The organism is Kribbella sp. NPDC000426 (assembly GCF_040300265.1).
Classification (GTDB): Bacteria; Actinomycetota; Actinomycetes; order Propionibacteriales; family Kribbellaceae; genus Kribbella.
In genome coordinates this window covers 1068938-1095280 of the sequence record NZ_JBEPDK010000001.1, presented here as the reverse complement: position 1 = coordinate 1095280, position 26343 = coordinate 1068938, and the positions used below count along the sequence as shown (strand labels likewise).

At 68.1% G+C, this 26343-nt stretch carries 21 protein-coding genes; 9 read left to right on the top strand and 12 right to left on the bottom strand.

Translation table 11 applies throughout. From position 1 onward, the window contains the following. Nucleotides 1–16 precede the first annotated feature (16 nt). Nucleotides 17–1174 (top strand): glycoside hydrolase family 76 protein, encoded by a 1158-nt coding sequence (locus ABT313_RS05295; RefSeq protein WP_350848892.1) that lies wholly within the window; start codon nucleotides 17–19, stop codon nucleotides 1172–1174. A 60-nt stretch (nucleotides 1175–1234) separates the two neighbouring features. Here the strand turns inward: ABT313_RS05295 and ABT313_RS05290 are convergent, their stop codons facing one another. After that, complete coding sequence (locus ABT313_RS05290) at nucleotides 1235–2089, bottom strand: peptidylprolyl isomerase (protein WP_350848891.1); 855 nt, start codon at nucleotides 2087–2089, stop codon at nucleotides 1235–1237. 238 nt (nucleotides 2090–2327) lie between these two features. On the opposite strand from ABT313_RS05290, the gene ABT313_RS05285 reads away from it, so the two are divergent. Continuing rightward, nucleotides 2328–2780 (top strand): GNAT family N-acetyltransferase, encoded by a 453-nt coding sequence (locus tag ABT313_RS05285; protein WP_350848889.1) that lies wholly within the window; start codon nucleotides 2328–2330, stop codon nucleotides 2778–2780. Here ABT313_RS05285 and ABT313_RS05280 read toward each other — a convergent pair. From ABT313_RS05280 to ABT313_RS05265, 4 genes are all read right to left on the bottom strand, one after another. Beyond that, on the bottom strand, nucleotides 2729–3082 hold the full coding sequence (locus ABT313_RS05280; RefSeq protein ID WP_350848887.1) for a VOC family protein: 354 nt from the start codon (nucleotides 3080–3082) through the stop codon (nucleotides 2729–2731). The two genes, ABT313_RS05285 and ABT313_RS05280, sit on opposite strands and share 52 nt — an antisense overlap. A gap of 109 nt (nucleotides 3083–3191) precedes the next feature. Next, nucleotides 3192–3353, bottom strand: a complete 162-nt coding sequence (locus ABT313_RS05275) for a hypothetical protein (RefSeq protein ID WP_350848885.1) — start codon at nucleotides 3351–3353, stop codon at nucleotides 3192–3194. Nucleotides 3354–3428: 75 nt separating this feature from the next. Beyond that, the gene (locus tag ABT313_RS05270) at nucleotides 3429–5210 is read right to left on the bottom strand and encodes an acetyl/propionyl/methylcrotonyl-CoA carboxylase subunit alpha (RefSeq protein WP_350848883.1); all 1782 of its coding nucleotides are present in this window, start codon (nucleotides 5208–5210) and stop codon (nucleotides 3429–3431) included. Nucleotides 5211–5274: 64 nt separating this feature from the next. Beyond that, entirely contained in the window at nucleotides 5275–5718 is a 444-nt protein-coding gene (locus ABT313_RS05265; RefSeq protein ID WP_350848881.1) for an Lrp/AsnC family transcriptional regulator, read from the bottom strand. A 60-nt stretch (nucleotides 5719–5778) separates the two neighbouring features. Here ABT313_RS05265 and ABT313_RS05260 point away from each other — a divergent pair, with 60 nt between their 5' ends. Continuing rightward, nucleotides 5779–6681, top strand: coding sequence for an SMP-30/gluconolactonase/LRE family protein (locus tag ABT313_RS05260; protein ID WP_350848879.1), 903 nt, complete (start codon nucleotides 5779–5781; stop codon nucleotides 6679–6681). Here the strand turns inward: ABT313_RS05260 and ABT313_RS05255 are convergent. Beyond that, the gene (locus ABT313_RS05255; protein WP_350848877.1) at nucleotides 6672–8042 is read right to left on the bottom strand and encodes a three-helix bundle dimerization domain-containing protein; all 1371 of its coding nucleotides are present in this window, start codon (nucleotides 8040–8042) and stop codon (nucleotides 6672–6674) included. The genes ABT313_RS05260 and ABT313_RS05255 overlap by 10 nt on opposite strands. A gap of 109 nt (nucleotides 8043–8151) precedes the next feature. Between ABT313_RS05255 and ABT313_RS05250 the strand changes: the two genes are divergently transcribed. The 3 genes from ABT313_RS05250 to ABT313_RS05240 all read left to right on the top strand — a co-directional run bounded on the left by ABT313_RS05250 (nucleotide 8152) and on the right by ABT313_RS05240 (nucleotide 11804). Beyond that, nucleotides 8152–9081 (top strand): SMP-30/gluconolactonase/LRE family protein, encoded by a 930-nt coding sequence (locus ABT313_RS05250; RefSeq protein WP_350848875.1) that lies wholly within the window; start codon nucleotides 8152–8154, stop codon nucleotides 9079–9081. Next, nucleotides 9074–11386: a helix-turn-helix domain-containing protein gene (locus ABT313_RS05245; protein WP_350848873.1), complete on the top strand. Its 2313-nt coding sequence runs from the start codon at nucleotides 9074–9076 to the stop codon at nucleotides 11384–11386. The genes ABT313_RS05250 and ABT313_RS05245 overlap by 8 nt, the downstream gene beginning before the upstream one ends. Nucleotides 11387–11519: 133 nt before the next feature. Beyond that, nucleotides 11520–11804 (top strand): hypothetical protein, encoded by a 285-nt coding sequence (locus ABT313_RS05240; RefSeq protein WP_350848871.1) that lies wholly within the window; start codon nucleotides 11520–11522, stop codon nucleotides 11802–11804. Nucleotides 11805–11814: 10 nt separating this feature from the next. On the opposite strand, the gene ABT313_RS05235 is transcribed toward ABT313_RS05240, so the two are convergent. Then, nucleotides 11815–13251 (bottom strand): Nramp family divalent metal transporter, encoded by a 1437-nt coding sequence (locus tag ABT313_RS05235; protein ID WP_350848869.1) that lies wholly within the window; start codon nucleotides 13249–13251, stop codon nucleotides 11815–11817. 94 nt (nucleotides 13252–13345) lie between these two features. Between ABT313_RS05235 and ABT313_RS05230 the strand changes: the two genes are divergently transcribed. Continuing rightward, entirely contained in the window at nucleotides 13346–16393 is a 3048-nt protein-coding gene (locus tag ABT313_RS05230; protein ID WP_350848867.1) for a helix-turn-helix transcriptional regulator, read from the top strand. Here the strand turns inward: ABT313_RS05230 and ABT313_RS05225 are convergent. Next, nucleotides 16380–16820 carry a YdeI/OmpD-associated family protein gene (locus ABT313_RS05225; protein WP_350848865.1) on the bottom strand — a complete coding sequence of 147 codons (441 nt, stop codon included), beginning with the start codon at nucleotides 16818–16820 and terminating at the stop codon, nucleotides 16380–16382. The genes ABT313_RS05230 and ABT313_RS05225 overlap by 14 nt on opposite strands. A gap of 128 nt (nucleotides 16821–16948) precedes the next feature. On the opposite strand from ABT313_RS05225, the gene ABT313_RS05220 reads away from it, so the two are divergent. Further along, on the top strand, nucleotides 16949–18838 hold the full coding sequence (locus tag ABT313_RS05220; RefSeq protein ID WP_350848863.1) for an ABC transporter ATP-binding protein: 1890 nt from the start codon (nucleotides 16949–16951) through the stop codon (nucleotides 18836–18838). Continuing rightward, on the top strand, nucleotides 18835–20616 hold the full coding sequence (locus ABT313_RS05215) for an ABC transporter ATP-binding protein (RefSeq protein WP_350848861.1): 1782 nt from the start codon (nucleotides 18835–18837) through the stop codon (nucleotides 20614–20616). The genes ABT313_RS05220 and ABT313_RS05215 overlap by 4 nt, the downstream gene beginning before the upstream one ends. Nucleotides 20617–21061: 445 nt before the next feature. On the opposite strand, the gene ABT313_RS05210 is transcribed toward ABT313_RS05215, so the two are convergent. The 4 genes from ABT313_RS05210 to ABT313_RS05195 form a co-directional block, all read right to left on the bottom strand. Next, nucleotides 21062–21709, bottom strand: coding sequence for a hypothetical protein (locus ABT313_RS05210; protein ID WP_350848859.1), 648 nt, complete (start codon nucleotides 21707–21709; stop codon nucleotides 21062–21064). A 206-nt stretch (nucleotides 21710–21915) separates the two neighbouring features. Further along, complete coding sequence (locus tag ABT313_RS05205) at nucleotides 21916–23427, bottom strand: hypothetical protein (RefSeq protein WP_350848857.1); 1512 nt, start codon at nucleotides 23425–23427, stop codon at nucleotides 21916–21918. 320 nt (nucleotides 23428–23747) lie between these two features. After that, nucleotides 23748–23879, bottom strand: a complete 132-nt coding sequence (locus ABT313_RS05200) for a hypothetical protein (RefSeq protein ID WP_350848855.1) — start codon at nucleotides 23877–23879, stop codon at nucleotides 23748–23750. Between the two features lie 179 nt (nucleotides 23880–24058). Further along, complete coding sequence (locus ABT313_RS05195) at nucleotides 24059–26221, bottom strand: MMPL family transporter (protein ID WP_350848853.1); 2163 nt, start codon at nucleotides 26219–26221, stop codon at nucleotides 24059–24061. Between the last annotated feature and the right edge of the window lie 122 nt (nucleotides 26222–26343).

Genomic DNA, 26343 nt, shown 5'->3' with positions numbered 1-26343 from the left:
CAGGAGGATCAGCTCGATGCGCAGGAAATTTGGTATATCAACTCGTCTGGCCGCCGGAGTGCTCGCGGTCACCGTCCTCGGGTCGTTGAGCATGACCACGGCCGACGCGGGGACCGACCCGAACGCAGCTCGGGCGCGCGCGTCGTACGACGCGATCAACAAGTACTTCGACGCCGGCAAGGGTGGACTGCTGCTGGAGGAGTACCCGAACACGCAGTCCAATCCGTACTCGTACGTCTGGCCGTACTCGCAGGCGGCGATCGCGGCCGAGGACCTGGCCGGCGTGCCCGGTGCCGGCCGCAAGGGCGCGGCGGAGGCCGACCGGCGGCTCGCGGCGTACGAGTTCTACTGGAACTCCGGTACGACGCCGACCGGGTACGACTCGTACGTGCGGCCGCCGAACGGCCAAGGCGGCGACAAGTTCTACGACGACAACGAGTGGATCGGGCTGAACCTGATCCAGCGGTACAAGCGGACCGGTGACCGCGCTGCACTCGCCCGCGCGAAGGACATCTTCGCGCTCGTCGTCCACGGCTGGGACACCGATCCGTCGCACCCGTGCGCCGGCGGCGTCTTCTGGACCCAGGCCCCGTGGAGCCAGGACCGCAACACCGTCTCGAACGGACCGGGCGCGGAGCTCGGCGCGCATCTGTACCTGCTGACGCGGGACAAGTCGTACCTGACGTGGGCGCAGCGGATGTACACCTGGGCGCAGACCTGCATGCTCGCCCCGAACGGCCTGTACTGGGACCACATCGACCTGGCCGGCAACGTCGAGAAGACCCAGTGGAGCTACAACCAGGGCGTGATGCTCGGCGCCGGCGTTCTGTTGTTCAAGGCAACCGGTAACCCGCAGTACCTGCGCGACGCGAAGTCGGTCGCCGCGGCGTCGCTGGCGTTCTACAACACCCCCGAGATCCTCGCGAAACAAGGCGCCGCCTTCAACTCCATCTGGTTCAAGAACCTCTTGATCCTGGACTCGGTAGCCCCCAACCCCAGCTACCGCAAGGCAATGCAGTCCTACGCCAACTACAACTGGACCACCACCCGAGACCCCGCCACCAACCTCTACAACTTCGGCGAAGGCTCCGTAGAACTCCTCCAACAATCCGGCATAACCCAAATCCACGCCCTACTAGCCTGGCCCCACTCCAAGTACGCCCTACTCGCCTGACAACACCGCGCCGCCCGTCCCTGCAGGGGACGGGCGGCGCGGCTTCTTTTGTGCTTTTGGTCAGGCGGCGGCGGTTGCTGTTTTGATTTCTACCGGGGTGATGGGTGTGCCGTCCTGCGGCCCGTTCTGCGGTGTCACGCCGGCTTCGGCGACCTTGTCGATCAGCTTCGTGCTCGCCTCGTCGATCGTGCCGAACGCCGTGTACTGCGGCGTCAGCCCCGACGCGTCGCCGTACACGATGAAGAACTGGCTCCCGTTCGTATTCGCCCCGGAGTTCGCCATCGCGAGCACACCCCGCCCGTACTTCAGCGTCGGGTACACCTCATCCGCGAAGCTGTACCCCGGCCCACCGGAGCCGGTCCCGGTCGGGTCGCCGCACTGGAGCACCTGCAGACCTTCGCCGACCGTCAACCGATGGCACTTGGTGTTGTCGAAGTACTTCTGCCCGACCAGGCTCAGGAAGTTCTTCACCGTGCACGGCGCCAGCGCACTGTCCAGCGTCAGCTGCAGATCCCCGATCGACGTGTCCAGGCTGACCTTCGACGTACCCGACGCCTTGGTCTTCCCGTCGGCCGGCGGGTTCACCTTCTTGGCGGCCGGCTCGGCGCTCTTCTTGTACGTGCAGTTGACCTCGGCCGCGAGCGGCGTGGCCCGCTTCGGCGCCGGCGCCATCGCGGTCGGAATGCTCGCCGGCTTGTTGTCCGGCCCCGCCGACGCCTGGCCCGACGCGGCCGGCTTGTCGTCACCGCCCACCCCGAACACCACGAAGACCCCGACGATCACCACGACGACCGTCGCGACCGAGGCGATCGTGATCGCCAGGTTCCGCCGCTGCCGGCGCCGCTCGATCTCCCGCTCGGCCAGCCGCTTCGCCTTCCGCGCCGCCAGCTGCTGCTGATGGGTCTTCTTGGACATGCAGTAACCCTCCTCACCGGAATGCCTGCACGGAACCTACAGCGAAAACCTGAGAACTGTCTGTCAATCCGTTCAGGACGCCACCGAATCGACATCACCGGAAGGACGCCACCGGACGCCGGCCGCCAGGCGGCCCGGGCCAGATCAGCGGAAACAAATCGGCGCCAGGTGGCCATTTCTTTCCGCAGACTGGTGACATGACGACTGTTCGAGATGTTGGGGAGGGGGATGTTGAGGCGTGCCTGCGGATCGTGCGGGGGCTGCCGGAGTTCTTCTCGCAGGATGTGGCGGACAAGGTGCGCGGGGATCTGGGCCGGCACCTAGGGCTTGTGGCTGCTCAGGGGCAGCGAGCGGTCGGGTCTGTGGTGGTGAGCGAAAAGGCCCGCAGGCGGGCGAGATCCTCTGGGCGGCTGTGGACGCGTCCGTCCGTGGACAGGGGATCGGTCGGCGGCTGGTGGACGACGTACTGCGGCGGCTCCGGGCGGACGGCGTACGTCCGATCGAGGTGAAGACGCTGGACGCCACCGCGAAGTACGAGCCGTACGACGCAACCCGGGCGTTCTGGGAGCGGATGGGGTTCGTGCAGATCGACACGATCGATCCGTTGCCGGGCTGGAGCTCGGGTAACCCGGCGGCGATTTACGTGGCTGCGCTCGAGTCGACGACGGCGCGCCGGCCGAGTGGCGACTGAAAGCGGATCAGGTACCCGTCGGGGTCGGCGACGAGGAACTGTTCGACTCCGGTCTCTTCCTGAGGGCTGATCCGGTACCACTTGGATTCCGGCTCCATGAAGAGCGGATAGCCGACCGCGGCGAGCGCGGAAAGGATCAGCGCGAGGTCAGGCACGCTGATCTGGAAGTTGATCCCCCGCCCCAACGGTCGCTCCAGCACCCCGGTGACCCAGTTCCGCCCGACGCCCTGCTGCTCGAGCATCACGTGCGCCGACCCGCGTACGACGTACGCGAAGCCCTCCTCCGCGCGCTGGTATTCCACCGCAAACCCGCAAAGCCCACACCAGAACTCGAGGCTCCTCGCCACATCGCCCACCAGCAACTCAGGAACAAGCGAGGGCTCAACGCAGGAACTCACGCCCAACATGCTGTCAGAGCTCAACGAGACTCCACCGAAGACGTCCTTCCTCGATGTACGGTGCCCATCCGTAGGGCGGGTGGGTCGGGAACGGGGCCGCGGCGCGGGTACGGCGGCCGTGGTCCTGGAGCGCGGGCTGGTTCAGGGTGAGCGCGTCGGCCACATCGGCCAGCATCTCGGTGATGCTGACGGTGGTTGTTCGCGTGTGGCGTGTGTCCTTTGGGCGGTGCTCCCTTCATGCGGTGTGGGGTCAGTCTTTGATTTCGCAGATGGGGGCGCCGGCGGAGACGGTGGCGCCGACCTCGGCGGAGAGGCCGGTGATGGTGCCGGATTTGTGGGCGTTGAGGGGTTGTTCCATCTTCATCGCTTCGAGGACGACGACGAGGTCGCCTTCGGTGACGGTGGCGCCTTCCTCGACGGCGATCTTGACGATGGTGCCCTGCATCGGTGAGGTGAGGGAGTCGCCGGACGCGGCCGAGCCCTTGGTCCCGCCGGCCCGCCGCGACGGCTTCTTCTTCGCCCCGGCAGACGCGCCCGCAGCAGCGGACCCGACAGCGCCAAGACCAGCGGGCAGGACGACCTCGAGTCGCTTGCCGCCGACCTCGACGGTCACCTTCTCGCGTTCGCCGTCCTCGGCCGGCTCGCCGAGCGGCCCCTCGTACGGCGTGAGCTGGTTGTCGTACTCCGTCTCGATCCACCGCGTGTGGACCTTGAACCCGTCCGTCCCCACGAACGCCGGATCGGAGACGACCGCGGCGTGGAACGGGATCACGGTCGGCATCCCCTCGACGACGAACTCACGCAACGCCCGCCGCGACCGCTCCAGCGCCTGCTGACGGTCCCGGCCGGTCACGATCAGCTTCGCCACCAGCGAGTCGAATGCGCCCGGCACCGTCTCGCCCTGGTCGTACCCGCCGTCGAGCCGTACGCCGGGACCCGACGGCGCATGCCACCGCGTCAGCGTCCCGGGCGCCGGCAGGAACCCGCGCCCGCCGTCCTCCGCGTTGATCCGGAACTCGATCGAGTGCCCCGAAACCTCCGGGTCGTCGTACCCCAACGGCTCGCCCTGGGCGATCCGGAACATCTCCCGCACCAGATCCAGCCCCGTGACCTCCTCGGACACCGGGTGCTCGACCTGCAGCCGCGTGTTCACCTCGAGGAACGAGATCAGCCCGTCCTGCCCGACCAGGAACTCGCACGTCCCCGCGCCGACGTACCCCGCCTCGCGCAGGATCTTCTTCGACGAGTCGTACAGCAGCGACATCTGCTCGGCGGACAGGAACGGTGCCGGCGCCTCCTCGACCAGCTTCTGGTACCGGCGCTGCAGCGAGCAGTCCCGCGTCGAGACCACGACAACGTTGCCGTGGGCATCGGCCAGGCACTGCGTCTCGACGTGCCGCGGCTTGTCCAGGTACCGCTCGACGAAGCACTCGCCGCGCCCGAAGGCGCTGACCGCCTCGCGGGTCGCGGACTCGAACAGCTCCGGGATCTCCTCCATCGTCCGCGCGACCTTCATCCCGCGACCGCCGCCGCCGTACGCCGCCTTGATCGCGATCGGCAGCCCGAACTCCTCGGCGAACGCGATCACTTCGGAAGCATCCGCGACCGGGTCCGGCGTACCGGGCACCTGCGGCGCGCCGACCTTCTCCGCGATGTGCCGCGCCTTGACCTTGTCGCCGAGCGAGTCGATCGCCGACGGCGGCGGCCCGATCCAGATCAGCCCCGCATCGATGACGGCCTGCGCAAAGGAGGCGTTCTCGGCCAGGAAGCCGTACCCCGGGTGGACGGCGTCCGCGCCGGAGCGCGCCGCCACGTCCAGGATCTTGGCGATGTTCAGGTAGGAGTCGGCCGGTGTCGACCCGTCCAGCGCGTACGCCTCGTCGGCGAGCCGCACGAACAGCGCGTCGCGGTCCTGGTCGGCGTACAGTGCGACGCTGCCCAGCCCTGCATCGGCGGCGGCCCGGACGACCCGGACGGCGATCTCGCCCCGGTTCGCGACCAGCACCTTGGTGATCTGCTTGCTGTCGGACACAGCTGACTCCCTTCGGCTGGCCCGAGTCTAGGGTGAACGGCGCTCTCCGGGAGTACGGCGTTGCTCACACCACGGCAGGTTTGCGCTCGAAGAACGACTCCAGGACGACGACTGTCTGCGTGCCGGTGACGCCGTCGACCTCGTGGAGGGCGCGGAGGGTGGCCTGGAGGGCCTCGGTGGTGGTGGTTCGGACCTTCACCAGGACCGACGCCGGTCCCGCGATGATGTGCGCCTCCTCGACCGCCGGGATGTCCAGTAGCGCCTCGCGGGAGTCGCCCATCCACGCGTTCGCCTCGAGCAGGACGAAGGCAAGTACGCCGTGGCCGAGCGCGGCCGGGTCGACGTCGATCGTCGTACGCCTGATCACGCCGGCCGCCTTCAGCTTGCGCACCCGCTCATGGGCCGATCCGGCCGACAGCCCGGCGATCTCCCCGAGCGCGGCGTACGACTGCCCGGCATCCTCCTGGAGCGCAGCCAGCAGCTTGCGATCCACATCATCTATGGTCATATGCACCACAATCCATATCTGGTTCTGTTCGGAGCGACGATAGCAGGATATGGTTCGGATATGACGATCACCCTCACCAACACCCTGCCGCGGATCCGGGCCGAGTTGGTGGTGCTCGACGAGCGTTTCGCCCGCATCGCCGGCGACGAGTACGTCGAGTGCCTGTACGACGGCGGCCGCTGGCTCGAAGGACCGGCGTACTCGCCCGCCTGGCGCTGCCTGATCTTCAGCGACATCCCGAACGACCGGATGCTGCGCTGGGACGAGGTCTCCGGACACGTCAGCGTGTTCCGCGAGCCGTCCGGCTACGTCAACGGCAACACCATCGACCGCGCCGGCCGGCTGATCAGCTGCTCGCAGGGCGATCGCCAGGTCGTCCGGACGGAGTACGACGGCAGCCGCACGGTGCTCGCCTCGTACCTCGGCGGCAACCGGCTCAACAGCCCGAACGACGTGGTCGAGCACAGCGACGGCTCGATCTGGTTCACCGACCCGCCGTACGGGATCACCTCGAACTACGAGGGTCATGCGGCCGAGCAGGAGCTCGACGGCTGCCACGTCTACCGGATCGCGCCGGACGGCGCGCTGACCGTGGTCGCGGACGACTTCGTCCGCCCGAATGGCCTCGCCTTCACCCAGAACGAACGAGAGCTGTACGTCGTCGACACCCCGGGCAAGCACATCCGGCGCTTCGACGTCGAGGGCGAGAAGCTGCGCGGCGGCGAGGTGTTCGCGCCGTGCGAGGCCGGGATGTTCGACGGGATCCGGGTGGACAGCGCCGGCCGGGTCTGGGCGGCGACGCACGAGGGCGTGCACTGCTTCGACCCGGACGGCACTCTGATCGGCAAGCTGCTGCTACCGAATGTCGTGTCCAACCTGACCTTCGGCGGTCCCAAGGGCAATCGCCTGTTCATCACCGCCACCACGTCCGTCTGGTCGTGGCTGACGACGGCTCAGCGGTAGGACTTCGACACACCCTCCAGCAGCCGCTCGAGGGTGTCGTACGTCGGAGTGTCCGCGACGTCGATGACATCGGTCGAGACCGGGAACCGGCCCTGGCTGACGACGTTCGCGAACTGCGACTCGTCGGCGGTCCGGAACCCGTGCCTGGCCGCGAGCTCCTGCAGGTCGGTGTCGGTCGACAACAGCTCGCCGAGCTTCTCGCCGTTGGCGTTCAGTGAGACGAGCGTGTGCTTGGACTGGACCGTCGGCGACGGGTACATCAGCACCATGCCCGGCTTGAGCTTGTGGTGTACGGCGGCGTCGACGAACTGCGCCTCGTAGATGTTCACCATCGGCGACTTGCCCATCCCGAGCGACAGGTAGTCGTCGAACGGGCCTTCGCTCGAACTGTCGGTGTACCCCTGGTTGACGAACAGCGGCGCGACCAGCGGCAGCACCTTCTTCTCGTCCGCCGCGCTCTGCACCACATTGTTGTGGTTGGCAACATAACTGACGATCGCCAGGAACATCGCCGCGGAGTTCGAGGTGCGCGGGTCGGTGGTGGTGACCAGGATCTTCTTGTTCACCGGGTACGTCGTGTTGCCGCGGATGTTGGTCCAGCGCCAGCCGGCCTTCGCCAGGTCGACGTACTTGCGAACGTCGAAGTACCAGGTGCCGTCGACCTTCCGCGCGATCCCGGTCGCGGACAGCAGGTCCACGATCGGCTGGTACGTCGCGATCGCCATCGGCGACGAGAACACGGCGTACTTCTTGCCGCTCACGGCCGGGCGACCTGGCGTCGGCTGCAGGATCCGCTCCGCGGCGACCGTGCTGGACGGGAACGCGAAGTCGTACTTGCTCAGGTCGACCGACGTGGCGATCTCGCGCGACCCGGCGGTGTCGACCTTCACCTCGAACCCGTGCTTGGCCAGTGCCGCCTTCACGTCAGGGTCCTCGAAGAAGGCGCGCTTCTCCGAGCCGATCACGCCGCTGACGGTGATGAGACCGGTCTGGGCCTGTACGTCGCTGCCGTTGCGGACGACGAGCACGGTCGCGACAGTCGCGAGTACGAGCACGCCGGCGACCGCCGCGGGAAGGGCGATCGGGATGCGCTGCCGCCAGCTGGCCGGCTCCGCGGTGACCGTCGGCGTCGGCGGACCGCCGGCGGCGGCCGGCTCGGGTTGCGGGGTGAGTTCCTGGCGGGCCATCCGCTCGACCAGGATCGGGACATAGTCGCGGACGCGGTCGCCTTCGAACTGGCGGCGAGCCGCCGCGACGGCGGTTTCGATGTCTTCAGGAGTACGGATGTCGGCGAAGGTGTCGTTGAGACGGTGGGTGAGGTTCTCGATCGCCTTGTCTTCGCGAACGGTGTCGAGCGTCAAAGGATGTCTCCACATCACGGTGTCTGACTCCGGCGCCGTGCTCTGCGCCCCCGTTCGGCGCCACGCACATCCTTGCTGCCGGGAGGTCCAACCCGGATAGGCTGACGGGATGACCGGAATTCTGGAACCGCTGGCAGGGACCGCACCGGCCGTCTGGGAGAAGCTGGACGACCGGTTCGCCGGGATCCGCGGCGACAACTTGCTCGAGCGGCTGTGGACCGGCGGTCGCTGGGTCGAAGGCCCGGTGTACTCCGCCGCGGGGCGGTACCTGCTCTGGAGCGACATCCCGAACGACCGGATCCTGCGCTGGGACGAGACGTCGTACCAGGTGTCGATCTTCCGGCACCCGGCCGGCAACACCAACGGCCACACCCGCGACACCGAGGGCCGCCTGGTGAGCTGCGAGCACGGCAACCGGCGGGTGACGCGGACCGAGCACCACGGCGGTATCACCGTGCTCGCCCACGAGTACGACGGGAAGCGGCTGAACAGCCCGAACGACGTCGTGGTGAAGCGTGACGGGTCGGTCTGGTTCACGGATCCGGCGTACGGGATCGACAGCGACTACGAGGGCTACAAGGGCGAGATCGAGACCGGCGGGTGCCATGTGTACCGGGTCGGGACGGACGGGGCACTGACCCGGGTCGCGGACGACTTCAACCGGCCGAACGGGATCGCGTTCTCACCGGACGAGTCGCTGCTGTACATCTCCGACTCGGAGGAGGGCACGCTGCGCGTCTTCACCGTCGACGGCGACAAGCTCTCCGGCGGCGAACTGTTCGCCGAGTGCGGCAGCGGCATCTTCGACGGCTTCCGCCTCGACACCGCCGGCCGCGTCTGGGCGTCGGCCGCGGACGGCGTCCACATCTACCACCCGGACGGCACCCTCCTCGGCAAACTCCTCGTCCCCGAAACCGTCAGCAACCTCACCTGGGGCGGCCCCAAACGCAACCGCCTCTTCATCACCGCGACCACCTCCGTCTACTCCCTCTTCACCACCGCCAACGGCGCCCCGGAGGCCTACGGCCCACGTGTCTGACTTCGGGACCGTACTGCGGAAGTTCCGGCGGACCGCCGGCCTCTCGCAGGAGAAGCTCGCCTCGGCGTCCGGGATCAGCGTCGAGGCGATCAAGGCCCTGGAAGCCGGGAAGCGTCGAAGTCCTCGGCCGCTGACGCTGAAGCTCCTGGCCGACGGTCTGGGGCTGGCCGGGGACGAGCGCGCCGAACTAGTTGCCGCGGGCACCCAATCGCGGACGAGCCGGCAGCTTCCCGGGCAGTTGCCGGACGACCTGGAGGATTTCTCCGGCCGCGACGAGCAGATCGCCGACGTCGAGAAGTTGTTCTCGTCAGGTGAGGAGCGGCAAGGTGTCGTCGTCATCTCCGCCATCGCCGGTATGGGCGGCGTCGGCAAGACCGCGCTCGGCGTCCATGTCGCGCACCGGGTGGCCGCACAGTTTCCGGACGGCCAGCTGTACCTGAACCTGCGCGGTTTCGGTCCCGGCGAGCCGATGGTCGTCGCGGAGGCGCTCGGTCGGCTGATGGGCAGCCTAGGTGTGCAGACCGACGTGTCGGATGTGGACGAGCTGGCGTCCAGGTACCGCTCAGCGCTGGCGGGTCGCCGTGTGTTTGTCCTCCTCGACAACGCGGCGAACGAGGCGCAGGTGCTGCCGTTGTTGCCGGGGACGTCCACCTGCGCGGTACTGATCACGAGTCGCCGGTCACTGACGACCCTGCCAGGTGCGGCGCATCTCGCCTTGGACGCGCTCCCAGAGCCCGACGCACGCTCGCTGCTGGCGCAGGTCGTCGGTGACGGACGCATCGAGTCGGACCCGGTCAACGCGGAGGCGATCGTCCGGCTGTGCGGCGGACTCCCGCTGGCGCTCCGGATCGCGGGCGCCCGGCTCGCCGCGCAGCCGTCGTGGAGCGTGGAGTACTTCGCCGAACGGCTCGGGACGAACCGCCGGCGCCTCGACGAGCTGACGCTCGGCGACCTCGACGTACGGATGAGCATCGAGGTGTCGTTGGCGGCGGCGACCGAGCAGGATGCAGGCGCCGTCGCGGCGTTCGGGCTGCTCGGTCTGCACGACGGCGAAGAGCTGGACGTCCGGGTCGCCGCCCGCCTGCTCGATCTCCCGGTCGCCGCCACCGAGGAGCTGCTGGAACAACTGGTCGATCTGCACCTCCTGGAGTCGTCCGGGCCGCGGCGGTACCAGTTCCACGACCTGCTCCGCGCGTACGCGCAAGAGCTCGCGGCCGCCCGGATCTCCGCGTCAGAGCGCCTCGCGGCCAGAGACCGGGTGGTGGCTCTCTACGTCGCGATGGCCTGGCGGACACGGATGCCGCGCCTCGGAACGTCTTCGCGGGCTTGGTTCGACGAGCAGTGGTTGGCAGGGTCCGAGGGGCTCGAACACGAGGAGGTCATGGCCTGGTTGGACGCCGAGGCGGACCAGGTTCTCGCCGCTGCCGGGCGGTTGACGACAGGCCCTTGGCCCGACCTGACGACCTTGGTCAGACTCGCAGCCGGGATGGTGCTGTTCTGGGCCGACCGTCAACGCAACGCGGACGGCGCGCGCCTGGGGGAGCTGGCGGTGGCGGCGCTGCACCGCGATCCGAGCTGCGCTCCTTCCGGGGTGGAAGCCTCGATCAGGCACAACCTTGCACAGCACTACGGGGTCATGGCGGACTTCGAGAGGGCGGCGGCTCACATGCGGGTCGCGGTCGAGTTGTCCGGGGCGCCGGGATCGGAGTGGATGCTGATCCACAGCCTGTTCGCGCTTGCTCAGTTCCTGGAGCGCCTCGACCGGCTGGACGAGGGGATGACCCACGCTGAGACCGGCTTGGAGCTCGCACTCAAGGCCGGGGACGAGGCTCTTGAGGGGCAGGCGCGGTTCACCCTTGGTGTCCTGGCCGGCCGCCTAGGCCGGCCGGACGAACAGGACCGGGAGTTCGAGCTCGCCGCGACGCTGGTCCGCGTCCACGAACCGACGTCGTTCGCATGGCTGTCCCGCTCCATCGGCGACACCTATCTCCGCTGCGGCCGGCCGGACAGCGCGCGCAACTGGCTACGGACCGAACTGGCCACGGTGAAGGGTTCGTGCAGCCCGTTCGCGGTGGCCGACCACCTCCAGCTCCTCGGTGCGGCCGAGGTGCAGTCGACGGCGTACGCGGCGGCGCGGGGTCATCTCGAGGAAGCGCTGGCGTTGATCGGTGAGAACAGCCGTGAGCTCGAGGTGAGAGTCCGGGCGTCGCTGGGGGACGCCTTGAGCGGGCTCGGCGCAACGGAACTCGCCGAGGATCAGTGGCGACTGGTGCAGGGACTCCGGGACCAGTACGGGCTGCAGTAATCCGTTCGCGCCGTGATCTGGTGGCGTGTGATGATGGCCTGCTGACCTGATCCAGGGAGGACTGGTGAGCATGGTTCCGGAGCACGCCGGAGGGGCAGCCGGAGTGCTTGGCTGAGGCGAAGGAGTTTGCCGGTTGTTCGAGGCGATCGACGCGCTGGGCATGATCCGCGCGGCTGCGATCGCCCCGTTGGCCGGAATCGGGCGGACCACGCGGCCGGCCGGCGTACGGCGGCTCGAAACGATCGCGCCGGAACTCGTGCCGGCGCTGAGCCAAACTGTCGCGACAGCTGGTCGCGAAGACTGCTTGCGCGCTCTGAAGGCGTCGGTCGAGGTCTACCGCACGGTCCGCGAGCGCAGCGGGGTGCAGGTGGTGCGACGTACCGCAGCCGAGGAAGCCGCTGTCGACTTCCTCGGCTGACGGGGGCCGCCTAGAGCTTCTTCACCTGGTCGATGATGGTGAAGACGGCCAGGAAGCCGAAGGCCAGGAACGAGAAGGCCAGTACTGCGGTGCGCCAGGTGGTGATGCGGATCGCGTGCGGGAGGGCGCGTGAGTTCATCCACCAGAGCAGGCCGGAGTACACGAACATCATCGTGCCGGCGGTGCAGGCGGAGATGACCAGCAGGACCAGTGGCTGGGTCAGGCCGGCCAGGAGGACGATGATGCCGAAGGCAACGAGGCCCCAGACCAGCCAGAAATACAGCTTGGACTCGGTGATCTTCGACTCGCACAGGTAGCGGGCCTTGATCATGTCGGACGACAGCCGCGACGTGTAGTCGACGATGCCGGTCGCGGCGGCGAACAGCGAGAACGCGCCGATCGCCCAGAACAGGTACCCGAACCAGCCGCCGACGAGGGTCTGCAGCGTCGTGCCCTCGATCTTCAGGAAGCCGATGTTGTTCTTGACGTCCGGGTTCCCGAACAGGGTGGCGTGGGCGAGCATCGACGTGAACGCGATCGTGATCACGGTGATCGCGACGAACGTCGCGGCCTGCTCGATGTTCGCGAACTTCCACCAGCGCCGCCAGCGGGCCAGGTTCGCGTCGTCCGGCGTGAACGTGTACCCGTTGGCGGTCGGGTCCGCCTCGGTCTCACCTGTTACTGGCGACGTCAGCCGCGGCACATGTGCACCCTGGCCGAAGCCCTTGTCCCGGATCCAGTTGCTCTGCACAAGGTTCTGGCCGCCGCCCGCGCCGGCGTACGCGATCGCTCCCATCACCAGCGCGAACCCGAGCTGATCGGCGGGGAACTGCGGGTGCGTGACGGCGTCACCGAGAGCGCCGTACGTCTTCGCGCGGATCGCGAACACCAGCGCGAGGATGACGAGCAGCGCGACCGCGGCGATCTTCACCGCGATCAGTCGCTCGAGCATCACGTAGACGACCGGCGCGAACGTCAGGATCGCGCCGATCAGCAGCAGCATGCCGATCGCGATCCAGCGCGGATCACCGGCGCCGAACAGGTACGTGAGCATGCTCGCGGAACTCGTCGCCCAGCCGGGCCAGAGGTTCGCGAAGTACGTCATGATCGCGAAGAACAGGCCCCAGTGTTTCCCGTACCGGTTGAAGCCGGTCAACGCTGTCTCACCAGTTGCCAGCGTGTACCGCTCGATCTCCATGTTCAGGAACCACTGGACCACCACGCCGACGACGGCGCCCCAGAGGAACACCAGGCCGACCTGGCTGGAGATGTACGGCCAGAGGATGAACTCACCCGAGGCCAGCCCCACGCCGGCGCCGACCATGCCGGGGCCGATGATCTTCCAGGTCTTCGTGGGCGGCTCGGGCAGGTCGCGAACTTGCGGTGCGGGCAGATTCTTGGTCGGTAGTGCGAATCGTCCGTGGTCAGTCGATGTGGTGTCTGCCATCAGGCTCCTCACTCTCCTCGACCCCCTGCCCCGGAGGGTAACGAATACTGTCGACAACGGCGACCCGACACAGCCGGATGGCAGACTGACCGGCATGGGTGGGGTGACTGTTCTTGCCGCGTCGTACGCCGGTGCCGCCAGCGCGCCCGCCTACGCACGCCTGGCCGGGCTGGCCGCGGACCTGCCGGGGGAACTGCTCGTACGACGGGACGCCGGCTGGCCTGTTCTGGTGTACGACGAACCCGCGGATGCAATCGCCGCGGCCGCTGAGCTTCGTGAGGCGGCGTCGCTGGTGCCGGCGGGGGAGCTGCTCCGGATCGCCCTCCACACCGCGCCGACCACCGGCCCGGCCATCCGGCATGCCGAGCAATTGCTAGCGATCGCCAATCCGGGACAGACGTTGCTCACAGCAACAACTGCCGCGGGTCCGTCGGACACCGACGAACGCGCTGATGCGCCTGCCGTCCGGCGCACCGATGTGACCCTGACCGATCTCGGCGTACACCGGTTGCGCGACCTCAGCTCAGCCGAGCGGATCTTCGAGCTGACCGCGACGACTGAGCCGCTGCGATCGCTCGACCAGGTGCCGAACAACCTGCCGGTGATGTTCACCAGCTTCGTCGGTCGCCAGACGCAAGTCGCCGCGCTTCGAACGCAACTCTCCGGCAGCAGGCTGGTCACTCTCACCGGCCCGGGCGGCAGCGGCAAGACTCGATTGGCCGCGCAAACAGCAGCCCAGTTGGCCGAGCGCTGGCCTGACGGAGTGTGGTGGGTCGATCTTTCTGCGGTCACGGACGCCGGGCAGATCCCGGAGGCCGTCGCTGCGGCGATCGGACTGCTCGTCGAGCCGGGCGATCGTCTGCTGCTCGGTCAGTTGCGGACCAAGCGGGCGATGATCTGCCTGGACAACTGCGAGCAGATCATCGACGGGGTTGCGGAGTTCGTCCTGGCGCTGCACACCGGCTGCCCGGAGATCTCCGTACTGGCGACCAGTCGTGAGCCGCTCGACCTGCCGGGCGAGGCGATCTGGCGAGTGCCTGCGCTCGCTCCGTCCGAGGCACGAGCACTGTTCCTCGAACGTGCCGGCCAGGAGTTTCCGGAATCGGACGAGGCCATCCGTTCGATCTGCCTCCGGTTGGACGGCATCCCGCTGGCGCTCGAACTGGCGGCCGCCCGGGTCCGTACCTTGACGCCCGCGCAGATCGCAGCGGGTCTGGATGATCGGTTCGGCCTGCTGACGAAGAACGTTCGTGGGGTCGCGGCGCGGCAGCAGACGCTCGCCGCGTCGATCGGCTGGAGCTACGACCTGCTCGCTCCGGACGAGCGCCAGGTGTTCCGGAAGCTGGCGGTCTTCGCGGGCGGTTTCACGCTGGAAGCAGCGACCGCCGTGTGCGACGTCGTACTCGAGGATTTTGCGCGGCTTGTCGACAAATCGCTCGTGGTGGCCGAGAGCGGCCGGTACCGGCTGCTCGAGACGATCCGCGAGTACGCCGCAGCGCGCCTGGCCGAGGCCGGCGAGGCCGAGGAGACCCGCGCGCGTCACCTCGAGCACTACCTGACGGTGGCTGAGGCCGCAGAACCCTTGCTGGACGTGGATCGCGAGGCCTGGCGGGCGCAGATCGAGCCTGACCGGGAGAACTACCGGGCCGCTCTCGAGCACGGTCTGTCGACCGACCCCGATCGTGGTCGTCGGTTGGCCGCCACCCTGCGATGGTTGTGGAACCTGCAGGCGACCGGCAACGAGGGCATCGGCTACCTGCGCCGGGCGATCGAGCTCGCGCCGGACGAGCGGTCGTTGCTCCAGGCCCGTTTGCTCTACGGCTATGCGACGGTCGCGGACACGGTCGATCCGTTCGGGTACGACGCGGCGGGGCGCGGGCTCGCGCTCGCTACCGAGCTGGGTGACGACCGGTTGCGGTCGCTGTTCCTGGCGCTGGTCGCGGTCGGCGAGTTCTTCACGGACTTCCAGAAGGCGTGGGATCTGACGGCCGAGGGAGTGCAGCTGGCGGGGGACAACGAGCCGGCGCGGAACGCGAACATCGCCTTGCAGTGCGTCCTGCTTTCCTTGTGGGACAGGCACGACGAACTGCGGCCACTGCTCGACCTGGCAGCCGACGGCCTGATCACCAGCGGCGAACGCGGGATCGCATCGACCGTGCTGACCGTGTGGTCCGAGAGCCTGATGTCGACGGGTGAACCGCTGAAGGCGGTCGAGATCGGTGAGCGCGCGCTCGCCGCGGCCGAACCGCTGGCCGACTTCCACCGGGTCGGGACGGCGCGCGGGCAGTTGGCGACGCTGCTGGTCCGGACCGGTCGGCTCGACGAAGCACGCTCGTTGATGCGGCCGCTGGTCGAATTGGCTGAGACCGCGGGCGCCGTCGTACCGAATCTTGGCCAGGTGATGGGGCTGATCTCCTACTGGAGCGGCGAGTACGACGCTGCCGTGAAGTGGACGGCACGTGAGGTCGCGGTGGACAGCCCCTTGGCGAACACGTTCGTACCCGCGATGCTCCTGCCCTCGGTCGCGGCCGCTGAGCGAGCTCGCGGGCAGGATGCGGGACCGCTGCTGGAACGTGCCGTTGAGCTGGCGCGGCGCTACAACCTTCCGCGTATTCTCGCCGACGCCCTCGATCTGCAAGGGCGCATGGCGATCAGCACACAGCCGGACAAGGCGGCGGACCTGATGCACCAGGCATTGACGATCCGGGTGGATCACGGGCTGCGTACGTACCTCATCGAAAGCCTGGAATCCCTTGCCCTGTTGGCAAACCACGCCAACCGCGCTGCCGATGCCGCCCGCCTGGCCACCGCCGCCGCGGCCTCACGGTTGGCCCTCGGCCTAGCCACACCGCCCGACCATCCCGACTTGCCAACGTCGGACGACCCGGTGCTGTCACTGGACGATGCCGTCGCCTACGCCCGCCGTACGCGCGGTTCTCGCGGCCGCCCGTCGTCCGGCTGGGCGAGCCTCACGCCCACCGAGCAGCAGGTGGTCGACCTCGCCGTCGAAGGCCTCAGCAACCCCGAGATCGGCGAACGGCTGTTCATGAGCCGCGGCACGGTCAAGACCCACCTGGCCCACGTCTACGCCAAACTCGGCGTCTCCAACCGGACCGAACTCGCCTCCCTCAAGAGGACCTGAGCATCTCCAACGCCTTACCGATCCGCCGCCGACGCGTCTCCGGCTTCTTCGCGTCGAGGATCGCCTGCACATGCTCCCGCCGATGGCTGTACGCCAGCTTGTCGAACGCCTCCCGCAGACCTTCAGCAGCCAGCGCCGCCGCGAGGTCCTCGGGCACCTCAACCGTCCGCTCAGCCGTATCCCGCTCCACCGTCACCGTCACGACGTCCCCGGCGCCCTTTCCCAGCTCGCCGCGGATCCCCTTCAGAATCCCCAACGCCATACACCCGCCCATCGACGCGATCGACCCCCGATAGCCAATCCCGTCGAACGTCGCCTGCACCGGAATCCGCCCACCCCCACCCAGCGCCACAACCACCTCAGCAGGCACCTCCACCCAGGCCCCACCCCCGTCGTTGACCACAACCCGCCCCTCGAACGTCTCCATGCCAATCACGTTACGCGGCGGGAAATGCGTTGCTCGGGTCGAGCGGGTGCTGGGACGGTGTAGGTCTGAGGCAGGAGGCCCACTGTGCGTGGTGTGTGCGAGAAACTGCGACTGTTTGTCCTGATGCCGTGCTGACCGGGTTCGCCGAGACGGCCGGGCGATACGGGTTGCATGCGCGGTTGCTCTGGCGCGCTTGTCCGGGCTGGACCTCGGCGGCGGTGCTGACCACCGTGCTGAGTTCGGCCGTCGGCACCGTGCTGATGATCTCGACCGGGCAGTTCGTCGGCTCCCTGCCCGACGCGCTTCACAGCGGCGCCGGTTCGCCGACGGCGGATGAGGCGTGGCGCTGGTTCGTGGTAACGGCGGTACTGCTGGTTAGTGGCCCTCTTCTCGCTGCATTGATGGGCTGGGTGACCGCCAAGACCTCGGCCGGGTACGTCGCGCACGTGTTCGAGCTGGTCGCCCAGACCGGGTTGCATCCGCAGGAGCTTGATCTGCTGGATTCGCCGGGTTTCTCTGGCCGGTTGCAGGCTGTGGTGGAGGCGACGAGGGACTGGACCTTCGCCTTCGGTCTGGACAACACCTGGACCGTTGTGGCCCGTCGGCTGACCGGGATCGGCGCTGTCGCAGTACTGCTGTCCTGGCGCTGGTGGGCGCCCTTCCTGATCGCCGGCTCGTTCATGCTGTTGTCCAAGACATACACGACTTGGCTGAACACGGCATTCGACAAGTTGCTGCAGAGCTCGGCGAGCGAACTGCGGCGGGCACGCTACGTCCGCGGGCTGTTGGTCCAGACCGAGGCGGCCAAGGAGGTCCGGCTGTTCGGGCTGACGGACTGGCTAGTGGACCGGTACCGCGCGACCTGGCTCTCGGCGATGGCGACCCTGTGGCCGTTGCGAAAGCAAGGGCTGCGGCCGGTCTACCTGGCTTGCCTTGTGATGGCGATCGCGGTGGGCGGTGCATTGGCGTTGCTCGTCAACGATGTCGCGACCGGAGTCGTCGGATTGGCGGGCGTGATCACCTTGACCCAGGCCGTGCTGGCGCTCGAAGCGTTCGGCATCCTCGGAGATCCTCAGATGGCGCTCGGCCAGAGTACGGCGGCGGCCGTCGAGCTGGCGCGCCTCCGCCGGGAGATCGGCCTCCCTGAGACCCACCCAGCCGTGTTGAGCTCCGAGGACCACCAGTCTGCACCGAGCCAGGAGGACCGTGCGGTCGGGGTTGTCATCGAGAACGTCGCCTTCACTTATCCGACACGGGACGAGCCGGCACTCAGCGGTCTCAGCCTGCATATCCCGGCCGGCCAGTCGGTGGCCATCGTCGGAGTGAACGGCGCAGGCAAGTCCACCGTGATCAAGCTCCTCTGCGGCTTGTATCGACCCGACCAAGGCACCGTCCGCGTGGATGGAGCAGACCCCGCCGAGAGCCCGGCGGCGAGGCGGCGGGTGGCGGTGATCTTCCAGGACTTCGTCCGTTACCACCTTTCCTTACGGGACAACGTCGGGTTCGGTGCAGTGGCGCGGCGTCATGACCAGCGTGTCCTCGACCGAGCGCTGGTCGACGCCGGTGGCAACGATCTGCTGGATCGTCTCGAGCATGGCTGGGACACCGTCCTGTCCGCCGAGTACGAGGGCGGCACCGACCTGTCCGGCGGGCAATGGCAGCGCGTGGCGCTGGCCCGCGCACTCGCTGCTGTGGCCGGAGGAGCTGGTGTGTTGATCCTCGATGAACCGACTGCTGCTCTGGACGTTCGCGCGGAAGCGGCCTTGTTCGATCGGTTCCTGCAGGTCACGCAGGATGTGACGACGATCCTGGTCAGTCATCGGCTGTCCAGCGTCCGTCACGTCGACAGGATCGTCGTGCTCGACCCCGGCGCCGGGATCGTCGAGGACGGGAGCCACGACGAGCTGATGCGCGCCGGCGGCCGCTATGCCGAGATGTTCACCCTCCAAGCCCGCAGATTCGCCCAGGCCGGTAGCAAGGCACGGGCCGGCGATGAGAGCCAGGAGCCGGTCGGATGAACCAGATGTTGCGCGGTCTCCGGCTAGTGCTGTCCACCTCGGTACGGGCAAGCCCTCGGCTGGCCCTGCTCAGCCTGACCGAGACCGCCAGCAGAGTTCTAACGGCCGCCGCCCCCCTGTTCATCGGAATCTTCGCGGCCGGCGCGATCGACCGCGACACCCGCCAACTGCTGCTCGCGGCTGCTGCACTGGTCGGTTCTACCGCGCTGAGCAACGTGCTGCAGACCATCGGTACCAATGCCCGCGTGGCGCTGATGGAACAAGTCGGTTTCGTCTTCGACGTGAAGATCGTCGAGCTCACCGCCGGCATTCCGACACTCGATCATCTCGAGACCGCCGACTACCTGGACCGGATGCAGATGCTCCGCGACCAAGACGGCATCCTCGGCAGCAGCCTCAATATTCTGATCAACACCGTCAACTCCCTGGTATACGCGGCGAGCATTCTGCTGGTGGCGGTCTCCGCCGACTGGCGACTGCTGATCCTGGCCGCACTGGGTGTCCCGCGGTTGTTGACGACGCGCTGGTCGATGCGATGGGGAACCGTCGCCGAGGAGCGAAGCGCCGCACCGAGCCGCCTGACCCGCCACCTGATCGACCTGACCACATCGGCGGACGCAGGTGCGGAGACACGAGTATTCGGCCTGCAGCGCCACCTGGAGCAACGAGTCCGGGAGGCGGCAAGGGCCTGGCGCGCGCCGGGTGTACGGGCATCGGCTCAGAACGCGGGTCTGGCCGCCGCTGTCTCCGGTTTGTTCTTCGGATCAGCCGTCACGCTGCTGGCGTGGATGACCCACGACGCGATCGCCGGCTCGGTGTCCGTGCAGTCTCTGGTGGTCGCGTTCGGTGTGGTCAGCGGACTGGAGCGAGTCAGCGGGATCGTCTCCTTCGCCGTCCAGGACATCGCGCGCGTGGTGCGCAACACCTCGCGCTTCCTCTGGCTGCAGGACTACGCGGCCGACGTCGACGAGGCCCATCGCGGCGAGCTCGAGCCGCCGACCCAGCTGAAGACGGGGATCCGCCTAGAGGGGCTCGGCTTCCGGTACCCCGGCGCCGACCGCGACTCGATCACCGACGTAGACCTGGAGCTCCCGGCGGGCTCGGTCGTGGCCCTCGTCGGCGAGAACGGCGCCGGGAAATCGACCCTCGTGAAGCTCCTGGCAGGCCTCTACCAGCCGACGCGCGGCCGCATCCTGCTCGACGGCACGGACCTGACCGATTACAACCTGACGGCCTGGCGGGCGCGGATGTCGGGAGCGTTCCAGGATTACCCGACCTTCGAGCTCGCCGCGGGTGAGGTGGTCGGTGTCGGAGACCTGGACGGGGTTGACGACGACGTCCGGATCCACCAGGCGCTGCGCGACGGCGCCGCCGAGGACGTCCTGCGCGCTCTTCCCGACGGCCTGTCGACCCAGCTCGGCACCACCTGGACGGGCGGAGTCGACCTGTCTGGTGGCCAATGGCAACGGCTCGCCCTCAGCCGCGGCATGATGCGGCCGCACCCGCTGCTGCTGGTCCTGGACGAACCGACCTCCGCCCTCGACGCAGCCACCGAGCACAACCTGTTCGAGCGATACGCCGCCGCCGCACGCCAGGCCGGTTGGAGAGGCGCCGTGACGGTACTGGTGACACACCGTTTCTCGACCGTCGCCGCAGCAGACCTGGTGGTCGTGCTGGACCAAGGCAAGATCGTCGAGGTCGGCCATCACGCCGACCTAGTCGCGAACGCGGGTCATTACGCCGAACTCTACGAACTCCAAGCCCGCGGCTACCGGTAACCAGGCTCTTGCACGAGGTCGGCGACGCCCGGAAATCGGCGGCCAACGCGAGGAGCCGCCACAGAACGGATCTGTCAAAGGCCGAAGCGGCGAGCTCGAGCTGCATTGGCTGGCGAGTTCAGAAGATGCCGATGGCCACAGTTCTCTGACTCCCGGCATCGGGGCAAGCACGCCGTCGTGGACATGTCCACGACGCTTAGGACCAAGCAGTACAGAGCCCCAGCTGCCAGCTAAAGATAAACGGGGGGGGATCGCCATGCCATGGCCAACCCAACCGGGTCTCTGGTGTCCTGCGAGCGACCCTGGCGCACCAGGCCCGTTCGCCGATATCGCGACTTATCCATCGCTTGAGTCCGACCACCGCGCTGACCACGAGCAGTTCCGAGGGCGTGGCGGTGGAGTGTCACGGCATCGCGTTGGTCAGTACGGCGGCTGAGCGGCCATCTCAGCCGTCTGATGTGGCGTTGGGCAGTCGATGGGTGCCGGTTGGGCCGACCTCGAACCTGAACCCGTGCGGCGTGGTCCACTCCAAGGTCTTGTGGTCGACGCGCCGGACATCCCACCCGTGGGCATGCGTCTTCACCCGATGCGCGAACCGGCTCAGCGGCGCCAGGTTGCGGGTGCTGGTCTGCCCGGCTGGGCCGTACGGGTCGTAGGGCTCGATGTGATCCAGATCGATGCCACGGTGGCTTTCGCGGGTCCCGTACGGGAACAGCTCTACCGGGTAGGTCAGCCGTATCCGTTCTCTGATCCGGGCCGGGATCTCGTAGGCGTCGACGCTGACGGCGTCGTTGAGGTCGATGACCGGCTTGACCGTGTACGGGCCGTGGCCGACGAGTTCGGTGAGCTGCTCGGCCAGCAACGGCCCGATCCCCTCGGCGCGCAGCACACCGGTTCCGGTGGCCAGGGTGAGGTCGGTGAGGTGGACGAAGACCTCGGTCTGCCCAGGGCGCACCTGTCTGCCGCTCCGCCCCGCCGGCCTCACGGAGTTCGCCGGGTTCGCCGGGTTCGCCGGGTTCGCCGGGTCGGCGTAGGCGTCGCGTTTGATCTGCGCGAGGCACGCGTCCAGCGCCCGGAGGGCGTGACCGTCCATGGGCGTGCCGTCTTCGGGTTCGCTGCGCGGACCGGGAACGTACTCCGGTAGTCGGCTGTGGAACGGGTCACTGGGCGGATCGGGATCGCACGGCCCGGCGCCGTCTTCCAACGGAGGCTCCCGCAGTTCGACCGGGTCATCGCTGAGGTCAGCGGTCCGGTCAGCAACGTCGGTGCCACCACCCGTCGGTCCGTCGTACGGCGGGCTCACCGGGCGGGCGGTCGTGTCACTGAGCGCCGGCCCGGCCGACGTGGACGGCGTGCGCGGCGCGCCGCTCGAACGGTCGCGCAGGCCGGCGTGCAGTGAGCTTGCCGGGCGTGCCGTACTGCGACCGCGGGCTGGGTCTGGCGACGGGGTTGGTGTGTTGTCTGAGCTGTTGCGCGGGTCGGCGTGGGGTGGGGTTGCTGGGCGTGCCGTGCCGTGCTGCGACTGCGGGCTGGGTCTGGCGACGGGGTTGGTGTGTTGTCCGGGCTGTTGCGCGGGTCGGCGTGGGGTGGGGTTGCCGGGCGCGCCGTAGCTTGGCTGTGAGCCGGGTCCGGCGACTGGCATGGTGCGTGGCTCATGCGGTCGGGCGGATCGAATGCGCCGGTGCCTGTGGCCGCGCATCGTCTGTCGACGCCGGTCTGCGAGTCCGCTGTTGCGGATCCCGTGCCGGCATCTGACAGTGAGTCTGTCGCTGCGGATCGGTTGCTGACGCCTGTTTGTGGGTCTGCTGCTGCGGGGCGTCGGCCTGGGCCTGTTTCTGAGTGCGTCTTCGCCGAACGCCGGACAGAGGTTGGGGCCGGAGTTGAGCTGTCTGCGGCCGCGGCGGCGGTGTCTGCCGCCAGGTCTGCCGCGAGGTCTGTGGCGGGCTTTGTGGCGGTGTCGGCGGGCGCGGTGTCGGCGGCGGTGTCTGTGGCGGTGCTTGGGGAGGTGGTCGGGGCTGCGGTGGGGTGGTTGTGGGCTTGGGTGAGGAGTTCTTGGGTGTAGCGGGGGTCGCTGATGATGCCGAGGGCGTCGGCGCGGCGGTGTTGGAGGTGGCGGGTGTCGCCGAAGGTTTTGAGGGCTTCGGCGATGGCGGTGATGGTGGCGTCGTGGCGGATGACGGCGCCGGCGGGGGCTTTGGCGTAGATGGTTTTGTTGCCGTGGGCGTCGCTGCGGCCCACGAACACGCCTCGCTCACCGGCCGCGTCGGCGGCTTCGGCGCGGGCCTGGTCGGGGGCGGCGTGGAGTTTGGCGGCGCGGATGATCTTGTCCAGGCGGTATGGGGTGATGGCGTCGATCAGCGGCGCGACCCGCTGGTCGACGTACCGGGCGGCCTCCTCGGACAGTTTCATGCAGTCGGCGGCGAGGCGGCGGGCCTTCCAGGCGGTGGCGTCGCCGGATTGGACGCGGGCCCAGGTGAACGGGAACCGGTGCCGCAACGCCAAAGCCTCGCCGAGGAGGCCGGCGGCGACCATCGGCGAGATCGCGAGCATCACACCGAATTCGGCGATGGCGAACTCGGCGATCTCTGGGCAGCCGTCACCGCCGAGCACCACGGCCCGCTCGCGGCCGTCGGCTGACCGGCGGCCGGGGCGGATCGGGCGGGTGCTGCAGGTGGAGGGGTGGTGGCGGTCGGCGTAGATCTGGGCGTGCTGCAGCAGTCGGGTGTCGGCGCGGTTGGCCGTCGCGCGCTGTTCGGCGGCGGACTCGAGTAGGTCGGCCGTCGACAGCTGCTCCAGATCCGTGTCGAACATGTGTTCGATTCTACATGGTCTGGACCGGCTCGCCAAATCGGCCGAGTCGCCAGAATCCCTTATTTGCAAGATGAATGTGTGTTCCGCCTCATGACGCTGGTCAGGGTATGCGGCCGCGGTCGGGTGCCTTCGTGGCTACGTAGGAACTGTCGAACCGGCCGCTGATGACCGAACGTCGGCGCATGCATACCGCGGCGCGAGTAGGGCCCGCCGGTGCCCATGCGGTCGTGGTCGAGCCTGGTTGGAGGTCTGCCCTGACTTGGCAACGGCGTGCAGGCGAACCTCCGGTCGACCGCCGAAGCCAGTCACCACTCTGAGGGCTATTCAGAAGCCTTTGAGGAGATGAGGGCCGGTGGTGCTGTGGCCGGGAAGCCGTCGGCGTCGATCCAGTTGCCGAGCTTGTACGAGTCCGCGAACGTGATCCGCATCCGCATCCGCATCCGCATCCGCATCCGGCCGAGGTGTCGCTGTCCGGAAAGATGCTTGCGCTCACTGGCAGGTATGTTCCGGAAAGCTGGTCCGGGGTGGTCAGGCAAACCTCCGGTCGACCGCCGGAGCCAGCCATGACTCTAAACCCTCTTTCGCTGTCCTTCTTCAGGCTCCCCGGGACTTCGGAAGAGCCTTCTTTCTTCTATTTCTGCTCGATCGGGTTCGTCTGAGTGGCGCTCTCCTGGCTTTCCTTGGCGAGTTTGCTGGGCCACCAGACTCGGGGGCCGATGTCGTGGGCCAGGGAGGGGACCAGGAGGGAGCGGACGACGGTGGTGTCGAGGAGGACGCCGAAGGCGACCATGAAGGCTATTTGGGCGAGGAAGAGGATGGGGAGGACGGCCAGGGCGGAGAAGGTGGCGGCCAGGACCACGCCGGCTGAGGTGATGACGCCGCCGGTGACGGCGAGGCCGATCAGGATGCCGGGTCTGGTGCCGTGTTCCTGGGATTCCTCGCGCACGCGGGTCATCAGGAAGATCGAATAGTCGATGCCTAGGGCAACCAGGAAGACGAACGCGTAGAGCGGGATGCCGGGATCCGCGCCGGGGAACTTGAAGACGTGGTTGAACATCAGCGCGCTCACCCCGAGGGTCGCGCCGAAGGACAGCACGTTCGCGATCACCAGCAGTACGGCGGCGACGAGCGAACGCAGCAGCAGCATCAGTACGACGAAGATCACCGCAAGGATCGTCGGGATGATCACCCGGAGGTCGCGCTGCGCGGCGTCCAGGACGTCGAGGTTGATCGCGGTGTTGCCGCCCACCAGGATGTCCGGACTCACGGCATCCAGCGAGGACCGCAGATGCTTCACGACCTTCGTGGCCTCGGGCGAGTCGGCCGGCACCTTCAGCGTGGCCTGGACCAGCACCTTGCCGTCGACAACCTTCGGCGGTACGCCGGGAGCCACCGACGCGGACGCCTCCCCGATACCGTCGACCTTCAACGCGGTCTGTACGACCTGGTCCGCCTGCGCAACCGGCGTGAGGATCTGCACCGGCGTACCGGCACCCGCGTCGAAGTGCTTGCCCAGCTCCTCCTGCCCGGTGACCGACTCGACCTTGTTCAGGAACAGGTCCTCCTGCGAGGTCCCGCTCGCCTTGAACGTCGGCAGGAACGCCGCGCACGCCAGCAACGCCAGCGCGCTGATCACCCAGACCCGGCGGGAGTGCCGGCCGACCAGCCCGGAGATGCGGCCCCAGAGACGCTTGCCACCGACCTGGTCGCGGGAGTGGACGTGGTCGACCCGCGGGATCGACGGCCAGAAGATCCGCCGGCCGAACGCGAGCAGGATCGCGGGCAGGAACGTCATCGCCGCGATGAACGCGCCCGCGATCCCGAAGGCGCCGACCGGGCCGAGGCCTTTCGTGCTGCCGAGCTGGGAAAGCAGGAGGCACAGCAGACCGAGGATGACCGTCGCCGCGCTGGCCGCGATCGGCTCGATCGACGCCCGCCACGCGACCCGCATCGCCTCGAACTTGCTTTCGTAGTCGTGCAACTCCTCTTTGTAACGAGAGACGAGCAGCAGCGCATAGTCGGTCGAGGCGCCGACCACCAGGATGAACAGGATGCCCTGGCTCTGGCCGTTCAGCTGCAGTACGCCGTTCTTCGCGAGCGGATACACCACGAGCGCGGCCAGCGCGAGGCCGAAGACCGCGGTCAGCAGGACCGCGATCGGCAGGATCGGGCTGCGGTAGACGATCAGCAGGATCACGAACACGACCGCCAGCGCGACCCCGAGCAGAATCCCGTCGATCCCGCTGAACGCGACGACGAAGTCCGCGAACACCCCGCCCGGTCCGGTGACGTAGACCTGCAGACCGGTCGGTGTGAGGTTCTGCTTGATGTCGGTTCGCAGCGTGTCGGCGACCGCGTACAGCACGGTCGTGCCCTGCTTGACCACCTCGTCGGCGCGGTCGCCGTTCGTCTGGATGGTGATCAGCAGCGCCTTGTGATCCTCCGACGGGATCGGGGCGCCGACCGGAGCGGTCAGATAGGAACCCAGCTTCTTCCCGTCGCCGATGTCCAGCGACGGGATCCGGGCGATGAACGCCTTGGCCGCCTCCAGGTCCGCCGGCGTGATCCCGGATTCGCGCTCGATCAGGACGAAGTACGGCAGCGCCTTGGAGTCGACGAACTTCGCCGACTCGTTGGCCACCAGCGTCGACTCGGCCTGCTTCGGGAGGAAGTTGGCGTTGTCGTTCTGCTGGACCTCGCTCAGTTTCCCCACCGCCGGACCGCCCAGGGCGCCCAGCACCAGCCAGCCGATCAGTACTGCGGCAATCGCCGCCCGCCATCCCCATCGGTTCACGCTCGGCACAGTACCCAAGATCTCTCACCACCCCACAGCGGGTGTGCGGGAGCCGTTTCGGCGGCGTAACAACAAGATGACTACGCGGAAACACCCCGGTCATAACGTCCAGGCCTAATCGA